16 protein-coding genes and 1 pseudogene are annotated in these 19,509 nt (G+C 70.9%); 10 read left to right on the top strand and 7 right to left on the bottom strand.

Features of this window, described 5'->3' with window-relative positions; translation table 11 throughout:
• Positions 1-2 precede the first annotated feature (2 nt).
• From JOD95_RS07255 to JOD95_RS07245, 3 genes and pseudogenes are all read right to left on the bottom strand, one after another.
• Positions 3-911 (bottom strand): carbohydrate ABC transporter permease, encoded by a 909-nt coding sequence (locus JOD95_RS07255; RefSeq protein WP_374109357.1) that lies wholly within the window; start codon positions 909-911, stop codon positions 3-5.
• 209 nt (positions 912-1,120) lie between these two features.
• Positions 1,121-2,038: pseudogene (locus tag JOD95_RS07250) on the bottom strand (carbohydrate ABC transporter permease); the annotation flags it as partial.
• Positions 2,035-3,399: an ABC transporter substrate-binding protein gene (locus tag JOD95_RS07245; protein WP_209684167.1), complete on the bottom strand. Its 1,365-nt coding sequence runs from the start codon at positions 3,397-3,399 to the stop codon at positions 2,035-2,037. The pseudogene JOD95_RS07250 and the gene JOD95_RS07245, both read right to left, overlap by 4 nt.
• Positions 3,400-3,763: 364 nt before the next feature.
• Here JOD95_RS07245 and JOD95_RS07240 point away from each other — a divergent pair, with 364 nt between their 5' ends.
• On the top strand, positions 3,764-4,039 hold the full coding sequence (locus tag JOD95_RS07240; protein WP_209684166.1) for a hypothetical protein: 276 nt from the start codon (positions 3,764-3,766) through the stop codon (positions 4,037-4,039).
• On the top strand, positions 4,039-5,205 hold the full coding sequence (locus JOD95_RS07235; protein ID WP_209684164.1) for a Vms1/Ankzf1 family peptidyl-tRNA hydrolase: 1,167 nt from the start codon (positions 4,039-4,041) through the stop codon (positions 5,203-5,205). Before JOD95_RS07240 ends, JOD95_RS07235 begins: the two co-directional genes overlap by 1 nt.
• 170 nt (positions 5,206-5,375) lie before the next feature.
• On the opposite strand, the gene JOD95_RS07230 is transcribed toward JOD95_RS07235, so the two are convergent.
• The gene (locus JOD95_RS07230) at positions 5,376-6,539 is read right to left on the bottom strand and encodes an MFS transporter (RefSeq protein WP_209684485.1); all 1,164 of its coding nucleotides are present in this window, start codon (positions 6,537-6,539) and stop codon (positions 5,376-5,378) included.
• Between the two features lie 134 nt (positions 6,540-6,673).
• Between JOD95_RS07230 and JOD95_RS07225 the strand changes: the two genes are divergently transcribed.
• Positions 6,674-7,414 (top strand): GntR family transcriptional regulator, encoded by a 741-nt coding sequence (locus JOD95_RS07225; RefSeq protein WP_307810403.1) that lies wholly within the window; start codon positions 6,674-6,676, stop codon positions 7,412-7,414.
• Between the two features lie 103 nt (positions 7,415-7,517).
• Here JOD95_RS07225 and JOD95_RS07220 read toward each other — a convergent pair whose 3' ends face one another.
• Positions 7,518-8,633 carry an acyltransferase gene (locus JOD95_RS07220; protein ID WP_209684162.1) on the bottom strand — a complete coding sequence of 372 codons (1,116 nt, stop codon included), beginning with the start codon at positions 8,631-8,633 and terminating at the stop codon, positions 7,518-7,520.
• Positions 8,634-8,970: 337 nt separating this feature from the next.
• Positions 8,971-9,126: a hypothetical protein gene (locus JOD95_RS07215; protein ID WP_158407723.1), complete on the bottom strand. Its 156-nt coding sequence runs from the start codon at positions 9,124-9,126 to the stop codon at positions 8,971-8,973.
• A gap of 205 nt (positions 9,127-9,331) precedes the next feature.
• On the opposite strand from JOD95_RS07215, the gene JOD95_RS07210 reads away from it, so the two are divergent.
• From JOD95_RS07210 to JOD95_RS07180, 7 genes are all read left to right on the top strand, one after another.
• Positions 9,332-10,435, top strand: coding sequence for a LacI family DNA-binding transcriptional regulator (locus JOD95_RS07210; RefSeq protein ID WP_209684160.1), 1,104 nt, complete (start codon positions 9,332-9,334; stop codon positions 10,433-10,435).
• Between the two features lie 233 nt (positions 10,436-10,668).
• On the top strand, positions 10,669-12,450 hold the full coding sequence (locus JOD95_RS07205; protein WP_245171618.1) for an ABC transporter substrate-binding protein: 1,782 nt from the start codon (positions 10,669-10,671) through the stop codon (positions 12,448-12,450).
• Positions 12,447-13,427 (top strand): ABC transporter permease, encoded by a 981-nt coding sequence (locus tag JOD95_RS07200; RefSeq protein ID WP_066651916.1) that lies wholly within the window; start codon positions 12,447-12,449, stop codon positions 13,425-13,427. Before JOD95_RS07205 ends, JOD95_RS07200 begins: the two co-directional genes overlap by 4 nt.
• A complete protein-coding gene (locus JOD95_RS07195; protein WP_209684158.1) occupies positions 13,424-14,392 on the top strand; it encodes an ABC transporter permease in 969 nt (322 codons plus the stop codon). The genes JOD95_RS07200 and JOD95_RS07195 overlap by 4 nt, the downstream gene beginning before the upstream one ends.
• A complete protein-coding gene (locus tag JOD95_RS07190) occupies positions 14,389-16,152 on the top strand; it encodes an ABC transporter ATP-binding protein (RefSeq protein WP_245171617.1) in 1,764 nt (587 codons plus the stop codon). Before JOD95_RS07195 ends, JOD95_RS07190 begins: the two co-directional genes overlap by 4 nt.
• Positions 16,149-17,036: an alpha/beta fold hydrolase gene (locus tag JOD95_RS07185; RefSeq protein ID WP_209684156.1), complete on the top strand. Its 888-nt coding sequence runs from the start codon at positions 16,149-16,151 to the stop codon at positions 17,034-17,036. The genes JOD95_RS07190 and JOD95_RS07185 overlap by 4 nt, the downstream gene beginning before the upstream one ends.
• Positions 17,037-17,044: 8 nt before the next feature.
• On the top strand, positions 17,045-18,241 hold the full coding sequence (locus JOD95_RS07180) for a glycoside hydrolase family 1 protein (RefSeq protein ID WP_374191727.1): 1,197 nt from the start codon (positions 17,045-17,047) through the stop codon (positions 18,239-18,241).
• A gap of 278 nt (positions 18,242-18,519) precedes the next feature.
• Here the strand turns inward: JOD95_RS07180 and JOD95_RS07175 are convergent, their stop codons facing one another.
• Positions 18,520-19,458, bottom strand: a complete 939-nt coding sequence (locus tag JOD95_RS07175) for a hypothetical protein (RefSeq protein ID WP_209684154.1) — start codon at positions 19,456-19,458, stop codon at positions 18,520-18,522.
• Positions 19,459-19,509 lie beyond the last annotated feature (51 nt).

The raw sequence follows: 19,509 nt of genomic DNA, 5'->3' as shown, positions 1-19,509 counted from the left end.
GGTCAACCCTTGACCGATCCTTCCGTGAGGCCCCCGCGCCAGAAGCGCTGCAGGACGATGATCGCGATCACCAGCGGGATCACCGAGACGAGCACGCCGCCGGTGGTGAGCTGGTAGAACTCTGGCAGACGATCGACCTGTGCCCGCCAGTTGTTGAGTCCCAGTGTGATCGGGTAGAGCTTCTGGTCTGCCAGCATGATGAGCGGCAGGAAGAAGTTGTTCCAGATGCCGACGACCTGGAACAGGAACACGGTCACGAGCGCCGGGGTCATCTGGCGCAGCACGATCGTGTGGAAGATCCGCAGCTCTCCGGCACCGTCGATGCGTGCCTGCTCGAGCAGCGCGGTGTCGACCGAGGCCGCCGCGTACACCCGGCACAGGAACAGCCCGAACGGCGAGACGAGGCTCGGGATGAGCACGCTCCAGTACGTGTCGGTCAGGCCCATCGTCGAGAAGAGCAGGAACAGCGGAAGCGCCGTCGCGGTCCCCGGCACGAGCACACCGCCGAGGATCGTGCCGAACACCAGCTGCCGCCCGCGGAACTCGTACTTCGCGAGCGCGTACCCGCCGGCCGCGGCGAAGTAGGTCGCCAGGACCGCGCCGACGCCGGAGTACAGGACGCTGTTCGCGATCCAGCGGACGAAGATGCCGCCGTCGTACGAGAACACCTGCTGGATGTTGCTGAACAGCGCGAACTCGCCGCCGAACCAGAACCCGTTCGTCGCGAACAGGGCGCCGGTGGTCTTCGTCGCCGCGATGACGACCCAGTACAGCGGCACGAGGAAGTAGACCGCGACGATGACGAGGATGGCCGTCACGACGATCTGCGAGCGGGGGGAGCGGTCGAGCTTGCGGCGCTGGTGCGCCGTGATCGACGTGGTGTCGACGGGCTCGGCCGCCTGCTTGGTCACTGGCGCCTCGATGGCTTCGCTGGTCATGCTTCCGCCCCCTTGCTGTCGGCCTGGAGGCGCGGCGCGGCTCCGGTGGTGGTGCTGCGGTCCGCGACGCCGGTGGCGGGTCGCGACCCGGTGGCGGACGTGCCGCGCGTCTGGAGCGCACGCCGCGCCTCCAGGCCGTCGCGCTTGGCCCGCTTCTTCTGGTCGCGCTCGTTCTTCGGCGCGCGGTTCGTCAGCGCGAGGAACGCGAACGACAGGATGAACGCGGCCAGCGCGATGATCACGGCCTGCGCGCTCGCGACGCCGTACTCGTTGAAGGCGAAGGCGTTCGTGTACGCGGCGTAGTTCGGCGTGTACTCGGTGTCGATGGCGGGCGCGACCGTCGACAGGATCTGCGGCTCGGCGAAGAGCTGCAGCGTGCCGATGATCGAGAAGACCGTCGTGAGCACCAGGGCCGGGGCGATGAGCGGGATCTGGATCCGCCACGCGACCTGGAAGGGGCCGGCGCCGTCCATCTTCGCGGCCTCGTAGACCTCGCCGGGGATCGACTTGAGCTGCGCCACGATGATGAGCATGTTGTAGCCGGTGTAGGTCCACGTGACGATGTTCGCGATCGACCACAGCACGCTGTTCGCGCCGAGGAAGTCCGGCTGCAGCCCCATCGACTGCAGCAGCGACACGATCGGCGACAGGCCGGGCACGTAGAGGAACGACCAGAGGATCGTCGCGATGACGCCGGGGACGCCGTACGGCATGAAGTAGACCGCGCGGAAGAAGGCGGGCCAGCGGGCGCTCGCCGACTCGAGCAGCAGCGCGAGGATCGTGCAGAGGACGATCATCACCGGCACCTGCACGATGCCGAACAGGAGCATGCGCCAGATCGAGCCGACGAACCCGGCGTCGTTCAGCGCGGTGACGTAGTTGTCGAAGCCGGCGAAGCGGCCGGTGACGCCGTCCTCGCCGAACAGGCCCTCGCGGTCGACGGTGGTGAAGCTCTGGAAGAGCGCGCTGATGATCGGGATGATGAACGTCAGCACGAACAGGGCGAGGAACGGGGCGAGCAGGATCCACGGGGCGCGCTTCTGGGCGCTCGTGGCCTTGGTGCTCGTGCGGAAGCCGGATCCCGGCTGGGTGGCGGTCATCGTGCGGTCCTGACGCTGAGGCCCTTGTCCTTGAAGGACTGGACGATCTCCCGCTGGGCGAGCTCGACCGCGTCCGTGAGCTTCAGCCCACCGGTGAGCTTGCGGCGGAACTGGTTCTGCAGGCTGGTGAAGGCCGACTGGGTCACGGGCGACCACGACCACTCCAGGTTCTGCTCCTGGGCCGAGGGGACGAAGACCTCCTCGTTGTAGTTCTGCCCGGAGAACCACTCGGACGGCTGCTGGCGCGCCTTGCCGATGTAGTCCTTCGCCGGCGACCACCCGATGCCGCAGTACTTGATCATCGCGTCGACGCCCTCCTTCGAGGTCGTCATCCACGTGATGAACTCGAGCGCTTCCGCCGGGTGCTTCGCGTTCGCCAGCACGGCGGCCGTCGAGCCGCCGATCGAGCTCGAGCCGTAGCCGGTGCCGCCCCACGTCTGCATGGGGGCGACCTTCCACTTGCCCTCGCCGCCCTGCACGGACTGGATGAGGGCGTCGCCCCAACTCGCGCTCGTGACCGCGGCGATCTTGCCGCTCGCGGCGGCGGCGTACCAGCCCGGGGAGTACGCCCCGGCACTCGTGTCGACCAACTTGTCGTCGATGACCCCGTCGAAGAACTCGGCGACCATCATCGTCTTGTCGTCGGTCATGTCGACGACCCAGGCGTCACCGTCGGTCCGGAACCAGCGCGCGCCCGCCTGCTGCGCGTACGCGGCGAAGGGCGAGGCGTCGGCGACCGGGAACACCTCGAGGTAGTTGCCGTTGCCCGTGCCGCGCACCTTGTCGGCCAGGTCGCGCCACTCGTCCCACGTCGTCGGGGGCTGACCGCCGGCCTTCTCGAGGATCGCGGTCTGGTAGTAGAAGCCCATCGGGCCGGTGTCCTGCGGGATGCCGTAGACGCCGTCGACGAACTCGACCTGCGACCACGCGGCCTCGTCGTACTTCGACTGCACGTCCTTCGCGCCGTACCGGGCGAGGTCGACCAGGCCGTTCGCGAGCATGAACTCCGGGATCTGCCGGAACTCGACCTGCCCGATGTCCGGACCGCCGCCGGCCGCGAGCGCGGAGTACATCTTCTGGTACCCGCCCGCGTTGCCCCCGGGGATCCAGTTCGCGGTGACCTGGATGCGCGGGTTCTTCGCGTTCCAGACGTCGCAGACCTTCTGGAGGTCCTTGAGCCACGCCCAGTAGGTGATCTGGACGGTCTCGCCACCGGCGGCCGCGGGGACCAGCGCAGCCTTGTTGACGTTCGTCGATCCCGGGACGGCGCACCCGGCGAGCAACCCCGCCGCAGCTGTTCCGAGTCCGAGTCCGAGCAGGTTCCGTCGTGACAGGACGGTTCTCGATGGGATGGGTGTCATCACGGCTCCGGTTCGTCGTTGAGCGGGGTCGGAGCCAGCAAAGCACAAAACCGAGCGAGGCTGTGCATTCCCGAAGTATCCACAGAACGTCGTGACCGAACCGTGGCCCGGTGCGTCCGGCGACGCGGTGCTCCGGCGCGAGACTCGGTCCCGCGGACACGTTCGCGGTCGCGGCGACGCGAATCCGTCCGCTCACGCGAGCCTCGGAGCGGGCCGTCGCCGCCCCGCACCGCGCTGGCTGCGTGTTCGCTCCGACCTCCGAACGTGGTCAGCGCCGAGCGCGCACCGTGGTCAGCACGCACAACACCGAAGCCGCAGGCGGCCCGACAGCGACGTCGGCGGCACCGACGCAAAGGGGCAGGCGATGACCGATCGCGGCAACAGCACGCACGGACCCGAGCTCGACGACCAGCTCGCGCACGAGGCGCAGAGCATCGTCCAGGGGCACGGCAGCAACGCACACGTCGAGGAGTTCCGGCAGTCCGAACCGGTGCCCGACGACACCGACGACGCCGAGACGGTGACGGCCTCCGGGTACGACGGCGAGCTCGAGGGGTCGTTGCAGGACGACGGGTCGGGCGTCGGCGGGGGATCGGACGCCGTCTTCACGACCGAGACCGACGAGGAGGGCGACCGCTGATGGCCCAGACCACCCGTGAGACCAGCGCCCTGCAGCCCGAGATCGTCCAGGCGCTCCAGACACCGGGCACCTGGACGTGGGCCTACGTCGACGCGTCGGGCAACCGCGAGGACCCGCGCCGCATCGCCGCACTCCAGCGTCGGACCGTCTCCGATGCGCTCGCGGGGCAGGGCTGCTCCGAGCGTGCCGCACAGATCATCGAGGAGGAGCTCGTCGAACAGCCCGGCGTGCCCGCACCCGTCGCCCGGTACGTGCTCGTCCGCGACGACGAGCTCGTGCTCAGCGAGGTGCTGCCCGGGCACCTGCACGGCCAGGAGTCGATCGGCACCGGCGCCGTCCCCGACCTGCTGCCCCTGCTCGCCCACCGGCCCTTCGACCTGCCGTTCCTCGTCGTCACCGTCGGACGTGAGGGCGGGGGCTTCCGCAGCTACCGACTCGGGCACGCCCCCACCGGCGCCGCCGAGGACGAGCAGCGCGTGCAGGGCCGGACCGACACGCTGCACAAGGCGAAGTCCGGTGCCGGGTGGAAGCAGCCGCACTGGCACCAGCACGCCGAGGAGATCTGGAAGCAGACCGCCGGCGAGGTCGCGGCCGCGATCGAGGAGACCGTCCGGGCGACCGCGCCCCGGCTGATCGTGCTCGCCGGGGACATCCGTGCCCGCGAACTCCTGCGTGGTGAGCTCTCGACGTCGACCAGGGCGCTGGTCACCGAGGTCGCGGTCGACCCGCGCGCCGACGACGCCTCCGAGAAGGCGCTCGTGCAGCACGTCGACCTCGCCCTCGCTCGCGTCCTGGCGTCGCGGCGGCACGACGTGCAGGACCTGCTCCGCACGCACGAGGGCCGCGGGGACAACGAGAGCGTCAGCGGGATCGGTGCCGTCGTGTCCGCGCTGCAGCAGGCCCAGGCAGCCGTCGTCACGCTCGACGCCGGAGCCCTCGGCGACCGGACGCTGTACGCGCTCGACGCCGCACCCTGGGTCGCCACCGCTCCCGAGCAGGCCGCGGGGGCGTCGGTGCTGGGGCAGGTCCCGGCGGTGTGCGCACTCGTCCGGGCGGTCGTCCTGACCGACGCCGAACTCGTCCTGGTGAACGCGGCGTCGCTGCCGAGCGGTGCCCCCGCGTCCGCGCTCCTGCGCTGGCCGGTCGGTCCCGCCGTCCCCGCCTGACCCCGTCCTCCGCGGAGGCCCCTCGCACGGACGCCCCTTCCGCGGGACGCAACGTCGGCGGTTGCTCGCAGCGGTACACCCCTGCGAGCAACCGCCGACGTTGCGTGTTGCGGGCGAGGCTCCTCCGGGTCGCGTGCCGGGCGTCGAGCTGCCCGGGGCGGTGCTGGGCGTCAGTCGTGGGAGACGTCGGCGCGCGGGACGACCGGCAGCGCGAGCAGGGGGAGCGCGGCCACGATCGCGAACGACGCCGCGAAGCCGAGCACCCCGACGAGTGCACCGACACCGGGGCCGACGGCGCTCGCCGCCAGGAACTGCCCCGTGTTCTGCGCACCGAGCGCCCGGCCCGACCACGAGGGCCCCGCCGCCTCGGCCACCGACGTGTAGGCGAGGCCGTTGTCCGCCACGGTGACGCTCGTGGCGATGACGAGGAACACCGCCGCGGGCGCCCAGTGCGACACGTCGACGAGCGCGAGTGCGCCCATGACCGCCGCTGCGGCCACCGCGACGACGCGCAACGGCCCGACCCGGGAAGCGACGCGGTCGCTCCAGGCGCCGACCAGGATGCGCCCGACGGCCCCCACGAACTGCGAGGCGCCGACCAGCAGTCCGGCCGCAGGCGTCGACCACCCGAGGCCCACCAGCCAGACCAGCCCGTACGTCGAGAGCGTGAACTGCGGCACGACGAGCAGCACCGACACGAGGTGCACCCGCCACAGGAACCCGGACGCCCGGTACGGGTTCGCGGGGCCCGCGTCGATCGTCGCGGTCGCCGCCGCTGCCCGGGCCTGCCGAGGCCGTGGGGGATCGACGATGCCGACGGCGCAGAGCACGGTGAGCACCGCGCACAGCACGAACGGCAGCACGAGTGCGGTCCGGACACCGTGCGTCTCGGTCAGCAGCGGCACCGTCACGGCAGCGAGCGTCACGCCGAGCGGCTGCGACATCTGCCGGATGCCCATCGCGAGACCGCGGCGCTCCCTCGGGAACCACCCGACCACGACCCGTCCGCTCGCCGCATTGGTCGAGGCACTCGTCATGCCCGCCGCCAGGAACGCGACCCCGAGCAGCAGTGGGTCGCCCGCCGTGACCCACGCCGCGACGACGGTCAGGGTGGTCAGCGCGAGTCCGCCGGCGATCACCACCCGTTCGCCGACGCGGTCGGTCACCGCGCCCCAGGCGATGAGGGTGAGGACGAGGCCGATCGTCGGGGCGGCCGCGAACAGTCCCGCCGACGCGAAGGGCATCCCCTGCGCCAGCAGGTGCGGGATGAGCAGCGCCGGGGCGGAGACGACGAGGGTCCCGGCGGCCTGTGCCGCGACGCCGAGCGCGAGCATGGTCCACGCCCTGGCGGGGACGACGGGCGGAGCGGCGGTGGTGGTCTGCGCGGGCACGTCGTCTCGATCGGGGAGCGGTTGGTGTACCAGGACGGTATACCAACACGCGTCGATCTGCACTACGCTGGTCCGCCGTGACCGAGACGACCGAGACCGCCGTGCCCGTGTCGCAGACGAGCCAGCTCTACGACAACCTGCGTGCGGCGATCCTGACCCTCGACATCGCCCCCGGGGAGCGGATCTCGGAGCGCGGACTCGAGGGGCGCTTCCACGCCTCACGGACCCCCGTGCGCGCTGCGCTGTCACGGCTCGAGCGCGAGGGGCTCATCCTCCACGAGGGGCGGTCGTGGACGGTCACCCCGATCGACCTCGACGAGATCGCGTCGCTCGCCGAGCTCCGCGGCGTGCTCGAACCCGCCGCGGCGCGTCTCGCCGTCGAGCGCGCCTCCGCCGAGCAGCTCGACGAGGTCCGTGCGCACCTCGACCAGCTCCGCAGCACACCCGACCGCGAGGCCGGAATCCGCATGGGGTCGACGTTCCACCTGGACCTCGCCGCGCTCGGGGGCAACCGCTTCGTCACCGATGCGATCGCCGACGCCCTCACCCGGCTCGAGCGGACGCGGTGGATCGAGGTCCGCACCGCAGAGGCGCGCGAGGCCGCGTGGGACGAGCACAGCGCGATCCTCGAGGCCGTCCGTGCCGGCGAGGCCGACCGCGCGGCCGAGCTGCTGGCGGCGCACGTCGCGGGGACCAACGACCGCCTGCTCGCGTTCATCGCGCAGGAGCGTCGGCGCCTGCGCGGTGCGGGCATGGCGATCGTCGGCAGCCCGGAGCTGCTCGGCGACGGCGAGCCGGTCGCCACCCAGGCGCACTGACCACGAGGCGCACTGACGCGCGCCGGCACGCGCGCTGACGCAGCCGCTCCGACCCCGAACGGTCGGTCGCGGTGGCCGATTCCGCGCTGCGCTGGCCGATCAGTCACGGACCGATGGTCCTGCTCGTGTTCGTCCCGCGCCTCGCGGCGCACGGAGTCGGATGGACTGTCGACTCTGCGTCGGGCGCATGTCCTGAGCCTCGTACAAGGTGCGCGACCAGCGCGTTGAGAGGGCGCTCGAGGTGTCGGTACGCCAGCGGAGCGACCAGCACGGGTGCCACGACCGCGAGGGACACCGGGATCGGCCACGGAGCCGCTGGTGCGATCGCCTGGACCAACCACACGACGCCCGGCCCGATCAGCGGATGCAGCATGTAGAGCGAGTACGAGGTGGTGCCTCCGTACACGAGCCATCGGGGGATGTACGTGCGGATCGCGGAGTCGTACCGAACCGCAGCGCAGAGCAGCGCGGAGATCGTGAAGAAGGAGACGCCGGCGGAAGCGCTGGGTTCGCCTTCCTTGACGGAGTGCAGCAGGGCGATGAACGCGGACAGCGTGACGATCGCGGCAACGGTGTGTACGACGGGCTTCCGCCCCTGCCGTGCGATCAGCATGCCCGCCAAGAAGCAGAGGACCGCCGGGTCTGCGTAGAACCACATCGCAGAGCCCGACTCGGGGCGGAGGAGCCAGAGCAGGGACGCGCCGCAGAGTACTGGGGCTGCGAGTCGTACCGGATCGACCCGCAGGAGCAGCGCGGCAGCAACGAGCACGTAGAACGATGCTTCGAAGACGAGTGTCCAGCCGACGCCCCAGACCGGCTGGAGGTCTCCCGCTTCGTTGCGGACCGGGATGAACAGCAGCGAGCGCAGGACCGTCAGGGGATCCGACTTGGCGTTCGTCATCTGGGAGGCGAACATCCCGGTGAGGACCAACTTGACCGCGGTCATCGTCCAGTAGAGCGGGACGATCCGCGCAAGGCGCTTGCGGAGGAAGCGAGCGGCCCTGACCTGGCCGCTCGTCGCCAGCTCGCGATCGGTGACGAAGACCATCACGAACCCGCTGATGCTGAAGAAGAGCCAGACGCCGACGTGGCCGAGATCCTCGGCGTTGAGCCAGACCCCTGGGAAGCGCTGCGCGGTGTACGCGCAGGCGTGCACGATCACGACCAGAACCGCCGCGAGGAACCGAAGAGCCTGGACGGATCGGAGCTGGTTGCGCATCGCACCAGAGTACATGTTAAATGTTATATATTCAACATCGTCGACGTTTCCCTGAGCGCTCGGCCGGTGTCGTTGCGAGGAGCCGCATCGGCGCGGACGGCGCCCGTGGACGACTGGAGATCGCTGCCGTTCCTGTGCTGCCGGTGGACCTACTGTCCGATGGTCTGCGGGAAGGTGGTCCCCGCTCCTGCGACATCCCGGGTCGGACGTCGAAGCGCTCGTTCAGTGGAGCGGGCGCACGCATCGACGCTCGCTGGACCACGCCTGCCACTGGGGGATCGGCCAGGAGGCACCGGCCGGACCGACGAGGCGGACCCGACCCGTGCCTCCCGGCTGGTCAGGCCCTGGTCGTGGGTTCCTCGGACCCGTCGATCTCCTGGGCGGACAGCGTCGCGCCGTGCTCGGTGTGGTCGAGGAGCGCGTCGCGCACCTCGGCCTCGTCGGTGGTGAGTCGGATGGCGTGCTTGCTGCCGGACCGCGTCTGCTGGGACATCGAGAGTTCCTCCTGTGTGCGTGGGCACCGTCGTGGTGCGCTTCCTCACGGGACGTTCTGAGGTCGCAACAGTCTGCGCTCGCCCCTCCGCGGAACGCAAGGGGTGTCGGCGGCCTGTGGAGGAGTCGGAGCCGGGCCAGTGCCTAGGATGGTGCGGCCGCGCACCGGTGCTGCGGCCGGGTGGACGTCGGACGGGAGGCACGGCATGAGCGCGCAGCGCACCGCACCTCCCACGGTCTACGACGTCGCGTCCCAGGCCGGCGTGTCCATCGCCACCGTCTCCCGCGTGCTCCGCACGCCGGACGCCGTCCGTGAGGGCACCCGCGACCGCGTGCAGGCGGCGATCCGGAGCCTCGGCTACGTGCCGTCCGGCAACGCACGCGCCCTGGCCGGCAAGCGGACCGGCGTGGTCGGCCTGCTGCTGCCCGGGTTCGACGTCGTCCCGGACGAGCGACCCGACCTCGTCACGGACGGTGGCGTCCGGGTGGTCGACGACCGACGCCACGTCACGCAACCGTTCTCGTCGAACCTGTACTTCGACGAGGTCCTGCGCGGTGCCGAGACCGAGGCGTGGCAGCGGGGGCTCGCCCTGATGGTGGCGGCCGGGCGCGGGTCCTCGCGGGACGTCATCGTGAACGACGTCGCGGGTCGGGTCGACGGCCTCGCGGTACTCGCGCAGACGGTGCCCGACGACCTGCTCGAGCACGTCGCCCGGCGCATCCCGGTCGTGGTGCTCGCGGACGACCGGCGCTCGCACGGCTTCGACTCAGTGAGCGTCGACAACGCCGCGGGCATGCGCACGCTCGCCTCGCACGTGATCGGTCGGCTCGGGATCCGCTCGCTGGCGTACCTGGCGGGGCCGATCGACTCTCCGGACGACATCGAGCGTTCGGCGGGCTTCCGCCAGGCGCTCGCCGACAACGACCTGGCGGCGTCCGACGTGCGGGTGGTGCACGGCGACTTCGGGCGCGCACGGGCTCGTGAGCTCGCGTCGGCCCTGTTCGACGGAGTCGACGTCCCCCGCGGGGTGATCTGCTCGAACGACCAGTCCGCGCTCGGCGTGCTCGACGCCGCCGGGGCGCGGGGGCTGCGCGTCCCCGAGGACGTCGTGGTGACCGGCTTCGACGGCATCGACGCCGGGCGCTTCTCGACGCCGCCCCTGACGACGGTGCACCAGCCGATGGGGGAGCTCGGTCGTGCGGCCGTCCGGGCGATCGTCGACCGGTTCGAGCGGCGCGACGGGCCCCCGCGCGCTGTGCGGCTGCCGGTCGAGGTGCTGCTGCGCGAGAGCTGCCCGCCCTCGATGTAGGCGTCGCCGGGTCGGGATCTGGCCCTGGCTCAGGTCGCACGACATGCCGCCGACTGCCGCTCCGGTCGCACGACTTGCCGTCTGTACGGCGAACGGGCGGCATGTCGTGCGACCGGAACGCTCGTGGACGGCCCTCGGTCGTGGCGACCACCAGAAGGGACCGCAGTTGCGGAGCGCGATGTAAGCGCATACATTGGGCGGAGCACCCACTCGACACGGAGGTCGACCGAGCAATGACGCTTCCCCCACAGCGCACGCGCGGGCACCGCGACCCGCGCCCGGACGGACGGCGGACGCCACCGGCGCCGCACACCCCCGCCCGCCGGCGCGGCCGCATCGCCGCCGCCATCGCCGGACTCGCGGTCGTGGCCCTCGTGGCCACCGGCTGCAGCATCCAGGTCCGCTCCCAGCCGGACCCGAGCATCGGCAAGGACACGATGCTCATCAACGCGGACCGCGGCAACCCACTGTTCGACCGCAACTTCAACCCGTACATCCCGAACGCCCGCACCGCGAGCAAGTGGATGTACGAGCCGCTCATCGAGATCAACCCGCTCGACGGCAAGGGCACCCCGTGGCTCGCGAGCTCCTGGGAGCTGCCCGACGCGCGGACGATCGACATGACGATCCGCAAGGGCGTCGAGTGGTCCGACGGCACGCCGTTCACCCCCGAGGACGTCCTCTTCACGTTCGACCTGCTCAAGAAGTTCCCGGCAATGGACGTCAAGGGTGCCTGGCAGCACATCGACCGCATCGAGCGGGACGGCGACCACCTGGTCTTCCACCTCAACGGCGAGGACGTCCCGAGCCTCAACATCATCGGCGCGACCTACATCCTCCCCGAGCACCACTACGGGAAGGTGAAGGACCCGGTCACCTGGCGCGACCCGAACCCGGTCGGCACCGGCCCGTTCGTGCTCGGCAACTACTCCGACCAGCAGTACTCGATGGACAAGAACCCGACGTACTGGCAGGCCGACAAGATCGCGATCGAGCACCTCGTGCTCCCCGCGACGAACACGCAGCTCGACACCGTCACGCGTGGCTACGACTGGGCGTACTCGTTCATCTCGGACGTCAAGGGCACGTGGGGGGCCGCGTCCGACACGAACCAGTGGTGGTTCCCCGCCGGCGGCGTGATCGGTCTCATCCCGAACCTGACGAAGGCGCCGTACGACGACGTCAACGTGCGCAAGGGCATCTCCTACGCGCTCGACCGCGACGGCATCGCCGAGACCGCCTCCGAGGGCAACCTCAGCGCCGCGGGTCAGACCGGCCTGATCCTGCCGAACCAGGAGCAGTACCTCGACCCGTCGATCCCCGACAAGGGGATGATCACGCAGGACACCGACCGCGCCCTCGCCGAGTTCGCGAAGTCCGGCTACGAGCAGCAGGGCGGCAAGCTCGTCAAGGACGGCAAGCAGCTCGAGATCAACCTGATGACCGCGAACGGCTACTCGGACTGGCTCCGTGCCGCACAGCAGGTGCAGCGTGACCTCGGGAAGATCGGCGTGAAGGTGCAGATCCAGGCACCGCAGCCCGCCGGCTACCAGCAGAACATCAACAACGGCAAGTTCGACATGGCGATGGGCGGCATGGGGAACGGCGACGTCTTCCAGGCGTACAACTCGCTGCTGTCGAGCGACTTCTACCAGCCCGTCGGCAAGTCGACGGTGAACAACTTCGAGCGGTACAAGAACGCGGACACCCAGAAGCTCCTCGACGAGTACCGCGGCACGACCGACCGTGCCGAGCAGCAGCGGATCCTGGACCAGCTGCAGGCCATCGTGTACGACGACCTGCCCGTGATCGGCATGTACTACGGCGGGCTCTGGGGCCAGTTCAACACCGGCAAGTTCGTCGGCTGGCCGAGCGCCGAGGACCCGTACATGGCACCGCAGAACTACGACTCCGCCCCGCTGCTCATCTTCACGAAGCTCCGGCTCCGTGACAGCGCAGCAGGCAAGCAGATCCTCGAAGAGCAGAAGACGCAGCAGAAGGAGGCGGGCAAGTGAAGTACATCCTCCAGAAACTCGTCCTCTTCGTCCTGACCCTCTGGGCCGCGGTCACGCTGAACTTCGTGCTCCCGCGCCTCATGCCGGGCAGCCCGTCCGACGCGGCGCTCGCGAAGCTCAGCCAGAACGGTCCGGTCACCGACGCCACGAAGAAGGCCATCGAGGCCCAGCTCGGCGTTCCCAGCGGCAACCTCTGGGACCAGTACGTCAGCTACCTGCACCAGGTCGTCACCCTCGACTTCGGCACGAGCTACACGTTCTACCCGCAACCGGTCGGTGACCTGGTCGGCCGCGCACTGCCGTACACGCTCGTGCTCGTCGGCACGGTGACGGTCCTGGCGTTCGTCATCGGCACGCTGATCGGTGTCGCTGCGGCGTGGAAGCGCGGCACGTGGCTCGACTCGCTCCCGACCCTGTCCGGCAGCTTCATGTCGACGTTCCCGTACTTCTGGACGGCGCTCCTGCTGCTGTTCTTCCTCGGCTACGTCCTGCACTGGTTCCCGACGACCGGGGCGTCGTCCGCGACGAGCGTCCCGGGCTGGAACGGCACCTACATCGGTGACGTCCTGCGGCACGCGGTCCTGCCGGCCGTGACGATCCTCGTGACGAGCCTCGGCGGCTGGATCATCGGCATGCGCAACGCGATGATCAACACCCTCGGTGACGACTACGTCACCTTCGCCGAGGCCAACGGCCTCCGCGGTCGCACGGTCGCCGTCCGGTACGCCGCGCGCAACGCGATCCTGCCGAACCTGACCGGCTTCGGCCTGGCGCTCGGTGGCGTGGTCGGCGGCTCGGTGCTGGTCGAGCAGGTGTTCGGCTACCCGGGCATCGGCTACCTGCTGTTCAACGCCGTGATCGGGCAGGACTACCCGCTCATGCAGGCCCTCTTCCTGATGATCACCGTGTCGGTGCTCATCGCCAACTTCATCGTGGACGTCCTGTACGGCGTCCTGGACCCGAGGACGCGCCGATGACCAACACGCGCACACCCAACGAGACCGTCGCCGTACGGACCCGAGACGAGCAACAGCAGTACAACGACCAGCAGGCCCCCTCCAAGCTCCGATCAGCAGGACGACAGTTCGGCGTCGTCTGGAGCAACACGAAGGCCCGCATCGGCCTGTGCATCCTCGGCACCTTCGTCCTCATCGCCCTGTTCGCCCCGCTCCTCGCCCCCTACGGCGGCAGTCAGAACGGCTTCGCGCGGAACGCCGACGCCAGCTGGGCGCACTGGATGGGCACCACCGCCGCCGGCGAGGACGTCCTCTCCCAACTGATCTACGGCGCCCGGGTCTCCGTGCTCGTCGGCGCGGTCGCGGGCCTCCTGTCCACGCTCGTCGCCGTCGCGATCGGCCTGAGCTGGGGTTACATCCGCGGCTGGGTCGCCGAGGTCATCGGCTTCATCGTGAACCTGTTCCTCGTCATCCCGGGCCTGCCGCTCATGATCGTCATCGCGGCCTACCTGCAGAACGGCGGCATCGCGGTCATCATCGCCGTGATCGTCGTCACCGGCTGGGCCTGGGGTGCGCGCGTCCTGCGCAGCCAGACGCAGTCCCTGCGCAGCCGCGACTTCGTCACCGCGGCGCAGTTCTCCGGCGACGGTGCGACGCGCATCGTGTTCCGCGAGATCCTGCCGAACATGACGTCCCTGATCGTCGGCAGCTTCTTCGGCGCGGCGACCAGCGCGATCCTCGCCGAGGCAGGGCTCGAGTTCCTCGGACTCGGCGACTCGTCGATCGTCAGCTGGGGCACGATCCTCTACTGGGCGCAGAACTCGAACGCACTGCTCACCGGCCAGTGGATCCTGCTGTTCGCCCCCGGTCTCTGCATCGCCCTGCTGGCGATGAGCCTCACCCTCATCAACTTCGGCGTCGACGCCGTGTCCAACCCGCGGCTGCGCGAGGGCGCGCGCCGCAAGCGCAAGGAGGTCACCGCATGAGCGGCGCAACCAGCGACGGCCTGGAGGCCCGTGGCGGCACCGCCACGCGCCTCCCGTCCGACGGCACCCAGGCCGAGGTCCTGCTCGACGTCCGCGACCTGTCCGTCGTCTACGAGTCGGCCGGCCAGACGGCCGTCCAGGCCGTCGACCACGTCTCCTTCCAGCTGCGCAAGGGCGAGTTCGTCGGCTTGGTCGGCGAGTCCGGCTCGGGCAAGTCGACCCTCGGCTACGCGCTGACCCGGCTGCAGAAGCCGCCGGCGCGCACCAACGGCGGCAACATCGTCTTCGGCGGGGCGGACATCCGCGACCTCGACGACGAGGCACTCCGGCAGCAGCGCCAGGGCGGCTTCGCGATGGTGCTGCAGTCCGGCATGAACGCGCTCAACCCGGTGCGCACGATCCGCAACCACTTCATCGACGTCTTCAAGGCCCACGGCCACGTGCCGCGCGAGCGCTGGGACGCCCGGATGCGGGAACTGATCGGCAAGGTGAAGCTGCCCGAGACGATGCTCGCGCGGTACCCCGGTGAGCTCTCCGGTGGCATGCGGCAGCGCGTCTCGATCGCCCTCGCGCTGTCGCTCGAGCCGCAGCTCATGGTGTTCGACGAGCCGACCACGGCGCTCGACGTCCTCGTGCAGCACGCGGTGATGGACACGATCATCGAGCTGCAGCGCTCCGAGGGGTTCACGGCGATCCTCATCAGCCACGACCTCGGCATCGTGCTCGAGGCCACCGAGCGCGTGCTCGTCATGCACGAGGGGCGGATCGTCGAGGACGGCCGCTCGCTCGAGGTCCTCCGCGACCCGCAGGACGAGTACACGAAGATGCTCCTGTCGCACTACGCCGACCCGCGCGCGGAGGTCGTGTCGCTGCCGGGGTTCCCCGATCGGACGCAGCGGTCGGTCTCCCGCCAGGAGACGACGTCGTCGTTCGCCACCGTCGGGTCGCGTGAGCGCAGCGCCGCCCGCAACCCGATCGTCGTCGACCACCTCGTGAAGACGTACCCGGCGCCCCGCCGCGGTGAGCAGCCCGTGCAGGCCGTCCGCGACGTGTCGTTCACCCTCGAACCCGGGCAGTCGCTCGCCCTGGTCGGCCAGTCCGGCTCGGGCAAGTCGACCATCGCGAAGATGCTCACCGGCGTCGAGCAGCCGACCTCGGGCACGGTGCGCTTCGGCGACACGGACGTGGCGAAGCTCGGGAGGCGGGGGCTCAAGGACCTGCGCTCCGAGGTGCAGATGGTGTTCCAGGACCCGTACGCGGCGCTCAACCCGCTGCACACGGTGGAGTACATCCTGTCCCGGCCGATCGCGAACTACACCGGACTCCGCGGGCGGGATGCCCGTCGCCGGATGCTCGAGATCCTCGAGACCGTCGGCCTGACCCCCGTCGAGCAGTTCGCGCAGAAGCTCCCGCACCAGCTCTCCGGCGGGCAGCGGCAGCGCGTCGTCATCGCCCGGGCGCTCGCGAGCGACCCGCAGGTGATCATCGCCGACGAGCCCGTCTCGATGCTCGACGTGACGCTGCGGGCCGGCGTGCTCGCGCTGCTCGAGGACCTGCGCGAGCAGTGGGGCGTCTCGCTCCTCTACATCACGCACGACCTGCTGAGCGCGCGGCTCATCACCGACGACATCATGGTGCTGCACGACGGCGCCGTGGTCGAGCGGGGCCGGACGGCCGAGGTGCTGCAGCACCCGCAGGACGACTACACGGTCGCGCTGCTGGACGCGGTACCGAACCCGAGGCGGACACTGCTCGCATGACCACGGTGCACGAGTTCCCGTCCGTCCCGGCCTTCGGGCACCTCCCCACGCCCGAGGGCGTCGACGTCGTCGGCATCGACCTGCCGGTCGGGCGGCTCACCGCCTACCGGGTGGTCCCGTCCGGACCGTCGAAGGGCGTCGTGCTCGTCGTCCCCGGGTACACCGGCTCGAAGGAGGACTGGCGCACCTTCATGCCGCTCCTGCGCGAGGCCGGCTGGACCGCGGTCGCGATCAGCCGCCGCGGTCAGGCGGACTCGGCGGCACCGACCGCACCGTCCGACTACGCGTTGGACGAGGAAGCGGCCGACGTCGTCCGGGTCGCGGCACTGCTCGACGACGGCGCGCCCGTGCACCTGATCGGGCACTCGCTCGGCGGGGTCATCGCCCGCGAGGCCGCCATCGCCTCGCCGCAGTCGTTCCGGTCCCTCGTGCAGTTCTGCTCCGGCCCGTACGGCTGGCCCTACCGCAAGGTCACCGAGCTGACGATCCTGCACGACACCGACGGCAACCTCCGCCAGCTGTTCGACGCGACGAACCCGCTCTGGGCGTACCGACCCGACGAGGAACTCCCCGACGACGCCCGGATGGTCCGCGACCGCTTCGACGCCACGAGCTCGCTGAGCGTCGTCGCCGGCGGGCACATCCTCGAGGACCACACCGACTCGTCCGCCGAGCTCCGCGCGACCGGGCTCCCCGTCCTCGTGGCGCACGGCGAGTGGGACGGTGCCTGGCCGATCCCGTGGCAGCGGCAGATGGCGGAGGACACCGGCGCCCGCTACGAGGTCGTCCCCACGAGCTACCACGGCCCCCACGTCGAGAACCCGACCGCGACCATCGCGCTCTTCGACTCGTTCTTGACGAGCACTGACTCGTCGCAGCACTGAAAGGACCCATCATCACCACGCTGCAGTTCCCCGACGGCTTCCTCTGGGGTGCCGCCACCGCCGCCCACCAGATCGAGGGCAACAACGTCAACAGCAACTGGTGGGTGCACGAGCACGAGCCCGACACCACCATCGTCGAGCCCTCCGGCGACGCCGCGGACAGCTACCACCGCTACCGCGAGGACATACGCATCGCCGCCGACCTCGGCCTGAACTCCTACCGGTTCAGCATCGAGTGGGCACGCATCGAGCCCGAGCGCGGTCACGTCTCCCGCGCCGAGGTCGACCACTACCGCCGCATGGTCGAGGCCTGCCACGAGGCCGGCATCGAGCCGATCGTCACGCTCATGCACTTCACCGTGCCGCGCTGGTTCGAGCGCGACGGCTTCTGGCGCGCCGACGACGCGGCCGACCTCTTCGCCCGCTACACCGAGGCCGCGCTGCCGGTCGTGCAGGACGGCGTCCGCTACGTCTGCACGATCAACGAGCCGAACATCGCCGCGATGCTCGCCGGGGGAGAGGACGCCGCCAACCTGGTCGCCTACGGCCTGCCGAACCCGGACCTGCACGTGGCGGACCAGCTGCTCGCGTCGCACAAGCGGTCCCGCGAGGTCCTGTCCCAGGTCGCCGGGCTCCAGTCCGGCTGGACCATCGCCACGCAGGCGTTCCGCGCGAACGGCGAGCCCGGCTCCGAGGAGATGCTCCGCGAGTACGGCTACCCGCGTGACGACTGGTACCTCGAGCAGGCCGCGGGCGACGACTTCCTCGGCGTGCAGGCGTACACCCGCACCTTCATCGGTGCCTCCGGTCCGGTGCCGGTCGCGGACGACGTCGAGACGACCCTCACCGGGTGGGAGTTCTGGCCGGAGGCGTCGGCCGAGGGGCTCCGCAGCGCGTGGGAGCTCTCCGGCCACGTGCCGCTGATGATCACCGAGAACGGCATCGCCACCGCCGACGACTCCCGCCGGGTCGCGTACACGCAGGGCGCCCTCGAGGGGATCCACCGCTGCATCGAGGACGGCATCGAGGTCCTGGGCTACCAGCACTGGTCCCTCCTCGACAACTACGAGTGGGCCTCCGGCTACCGCCCGACCTTCGGGCTCGTCGCGTGGGACCGCGAGACCTTCGCACGGACGCCGAAGGACTCGGCGCGCTGGTACGGGAAGGTCGCGCAGGCGAACGCGCTCGAGACGCGTCGCGACTGACGCGATCCCCTGACGGACTGGAGGCGGGGGGGCCGCGGGGCCCCCCCCCCCCCCCCCGGGGGCGGGGGGGCGGGGGGGCGGGCCCGGGGGGGGCGGGGGCCGGGCCCCCCCGACCCGCACCCCCCCCCCCGCGCCGACTTTGCCGTGGGGGGGGGGGCCGGTGACGGCGGCGGGGGCGGCGGGGGGGGGGCGGGGGGGCCCCCCCCCCCCCCCCCCCCGGGGGGGGGGGGGGGGGCCCCGGGGCCCCCCCGCCTCCAGTCCGTCCATGGGCCCCTCGATCAGCGGGTCGCCTCGTCGCTCGAGGGATCGTCGGCGACGTGGGCCTCGCCGAAGGCGTGCGCGTCGAACCAGGCGAGCAGCACCTCTTCCGCCTTGCGCGACCCGCGCTCGCGGGCGATGTCGAGCGCCGTCCGGTCCTCGGCGTCGAGCACCGTGACGTCCGCGCCCCGTTCGATGAGCGCCTCCGTCGTCCCGCGCCGGTCGAACCAGGCGGCGGCGTGCAGCGGGGCGAAGCCCCAGCGCGGGTCGACCTCGTCGATCCCGGTCGGGTCCGCGCCGAACCCGTCGAGCTCGAGCGAGAGCCCGCCGACGTCCCCGTGACCCGCAGCGCGCACCGCGGGGGCGGCCCACTCGAGCCAGCCGTCCGGCACCGGGCCGTGCCAGCCGTGGGTGGGGCGTGCCTCCAGGTCGGACCACGCCGACTCGGCGACGGGGCGGACCTCGATCACCACGTCGCGGAAGTGCACCGCGAGCTCGCCGGTGGGGGAGAGCAGCAGGCGGAGCTCCCAGACGTCGGCGTCGACGTGGGCGATCTCGCCGCGGGAGACCTGGACGTCGCCGGCGAGGACCGCGAGCGCTGCGGTGTCCGCGGGCTCGAGGACGGCGCGGTGGAACTCGAGCGTCACACGGGCGTGGTTCCAGCGGCGCCAGAGGCCGTCCGGGGTGTCGAGGACCTCGTCGGTCCGGACGACCACGACGGCCCGGACCGTGCGGGTCGGCGCCTCGTCGATGCCGGCGGTGTCCGGGGTGCCGGTCGGCGTCGTCGTCTCGGTCTCGTGCCACTCGGCGATGCGGGCCTCGTTCCACGTCACGGACGCGAGGGCGGCGACGGACGGGGGTGCATCGGTGACCAGACGGGCGAGGTGCTCGGCGTAGCCCTCGACGTCCTCGAGGGAGACGTACCCGACCCCGGGCCAGCCCACTCGACTCCATCGCACGGGGTCGACCCTACCGAATCGCCCTGCCGTTCGACTGTGCTCTGATATACT

Source organism: Curtobacterium sp. 1310 (assembly GCF_017834105.1).
In the GTDB taxonomy this organism is placed as follows: Bacteria; Actinomycetota; Actinomycetes; order Actinomycetales; family Microbacteriaceae; genus Curtobacterium.
Note: the sequence above shows the minus strand (reverse complement) of the source record. Positions and strands in the feature narration are given on the sequence as shown.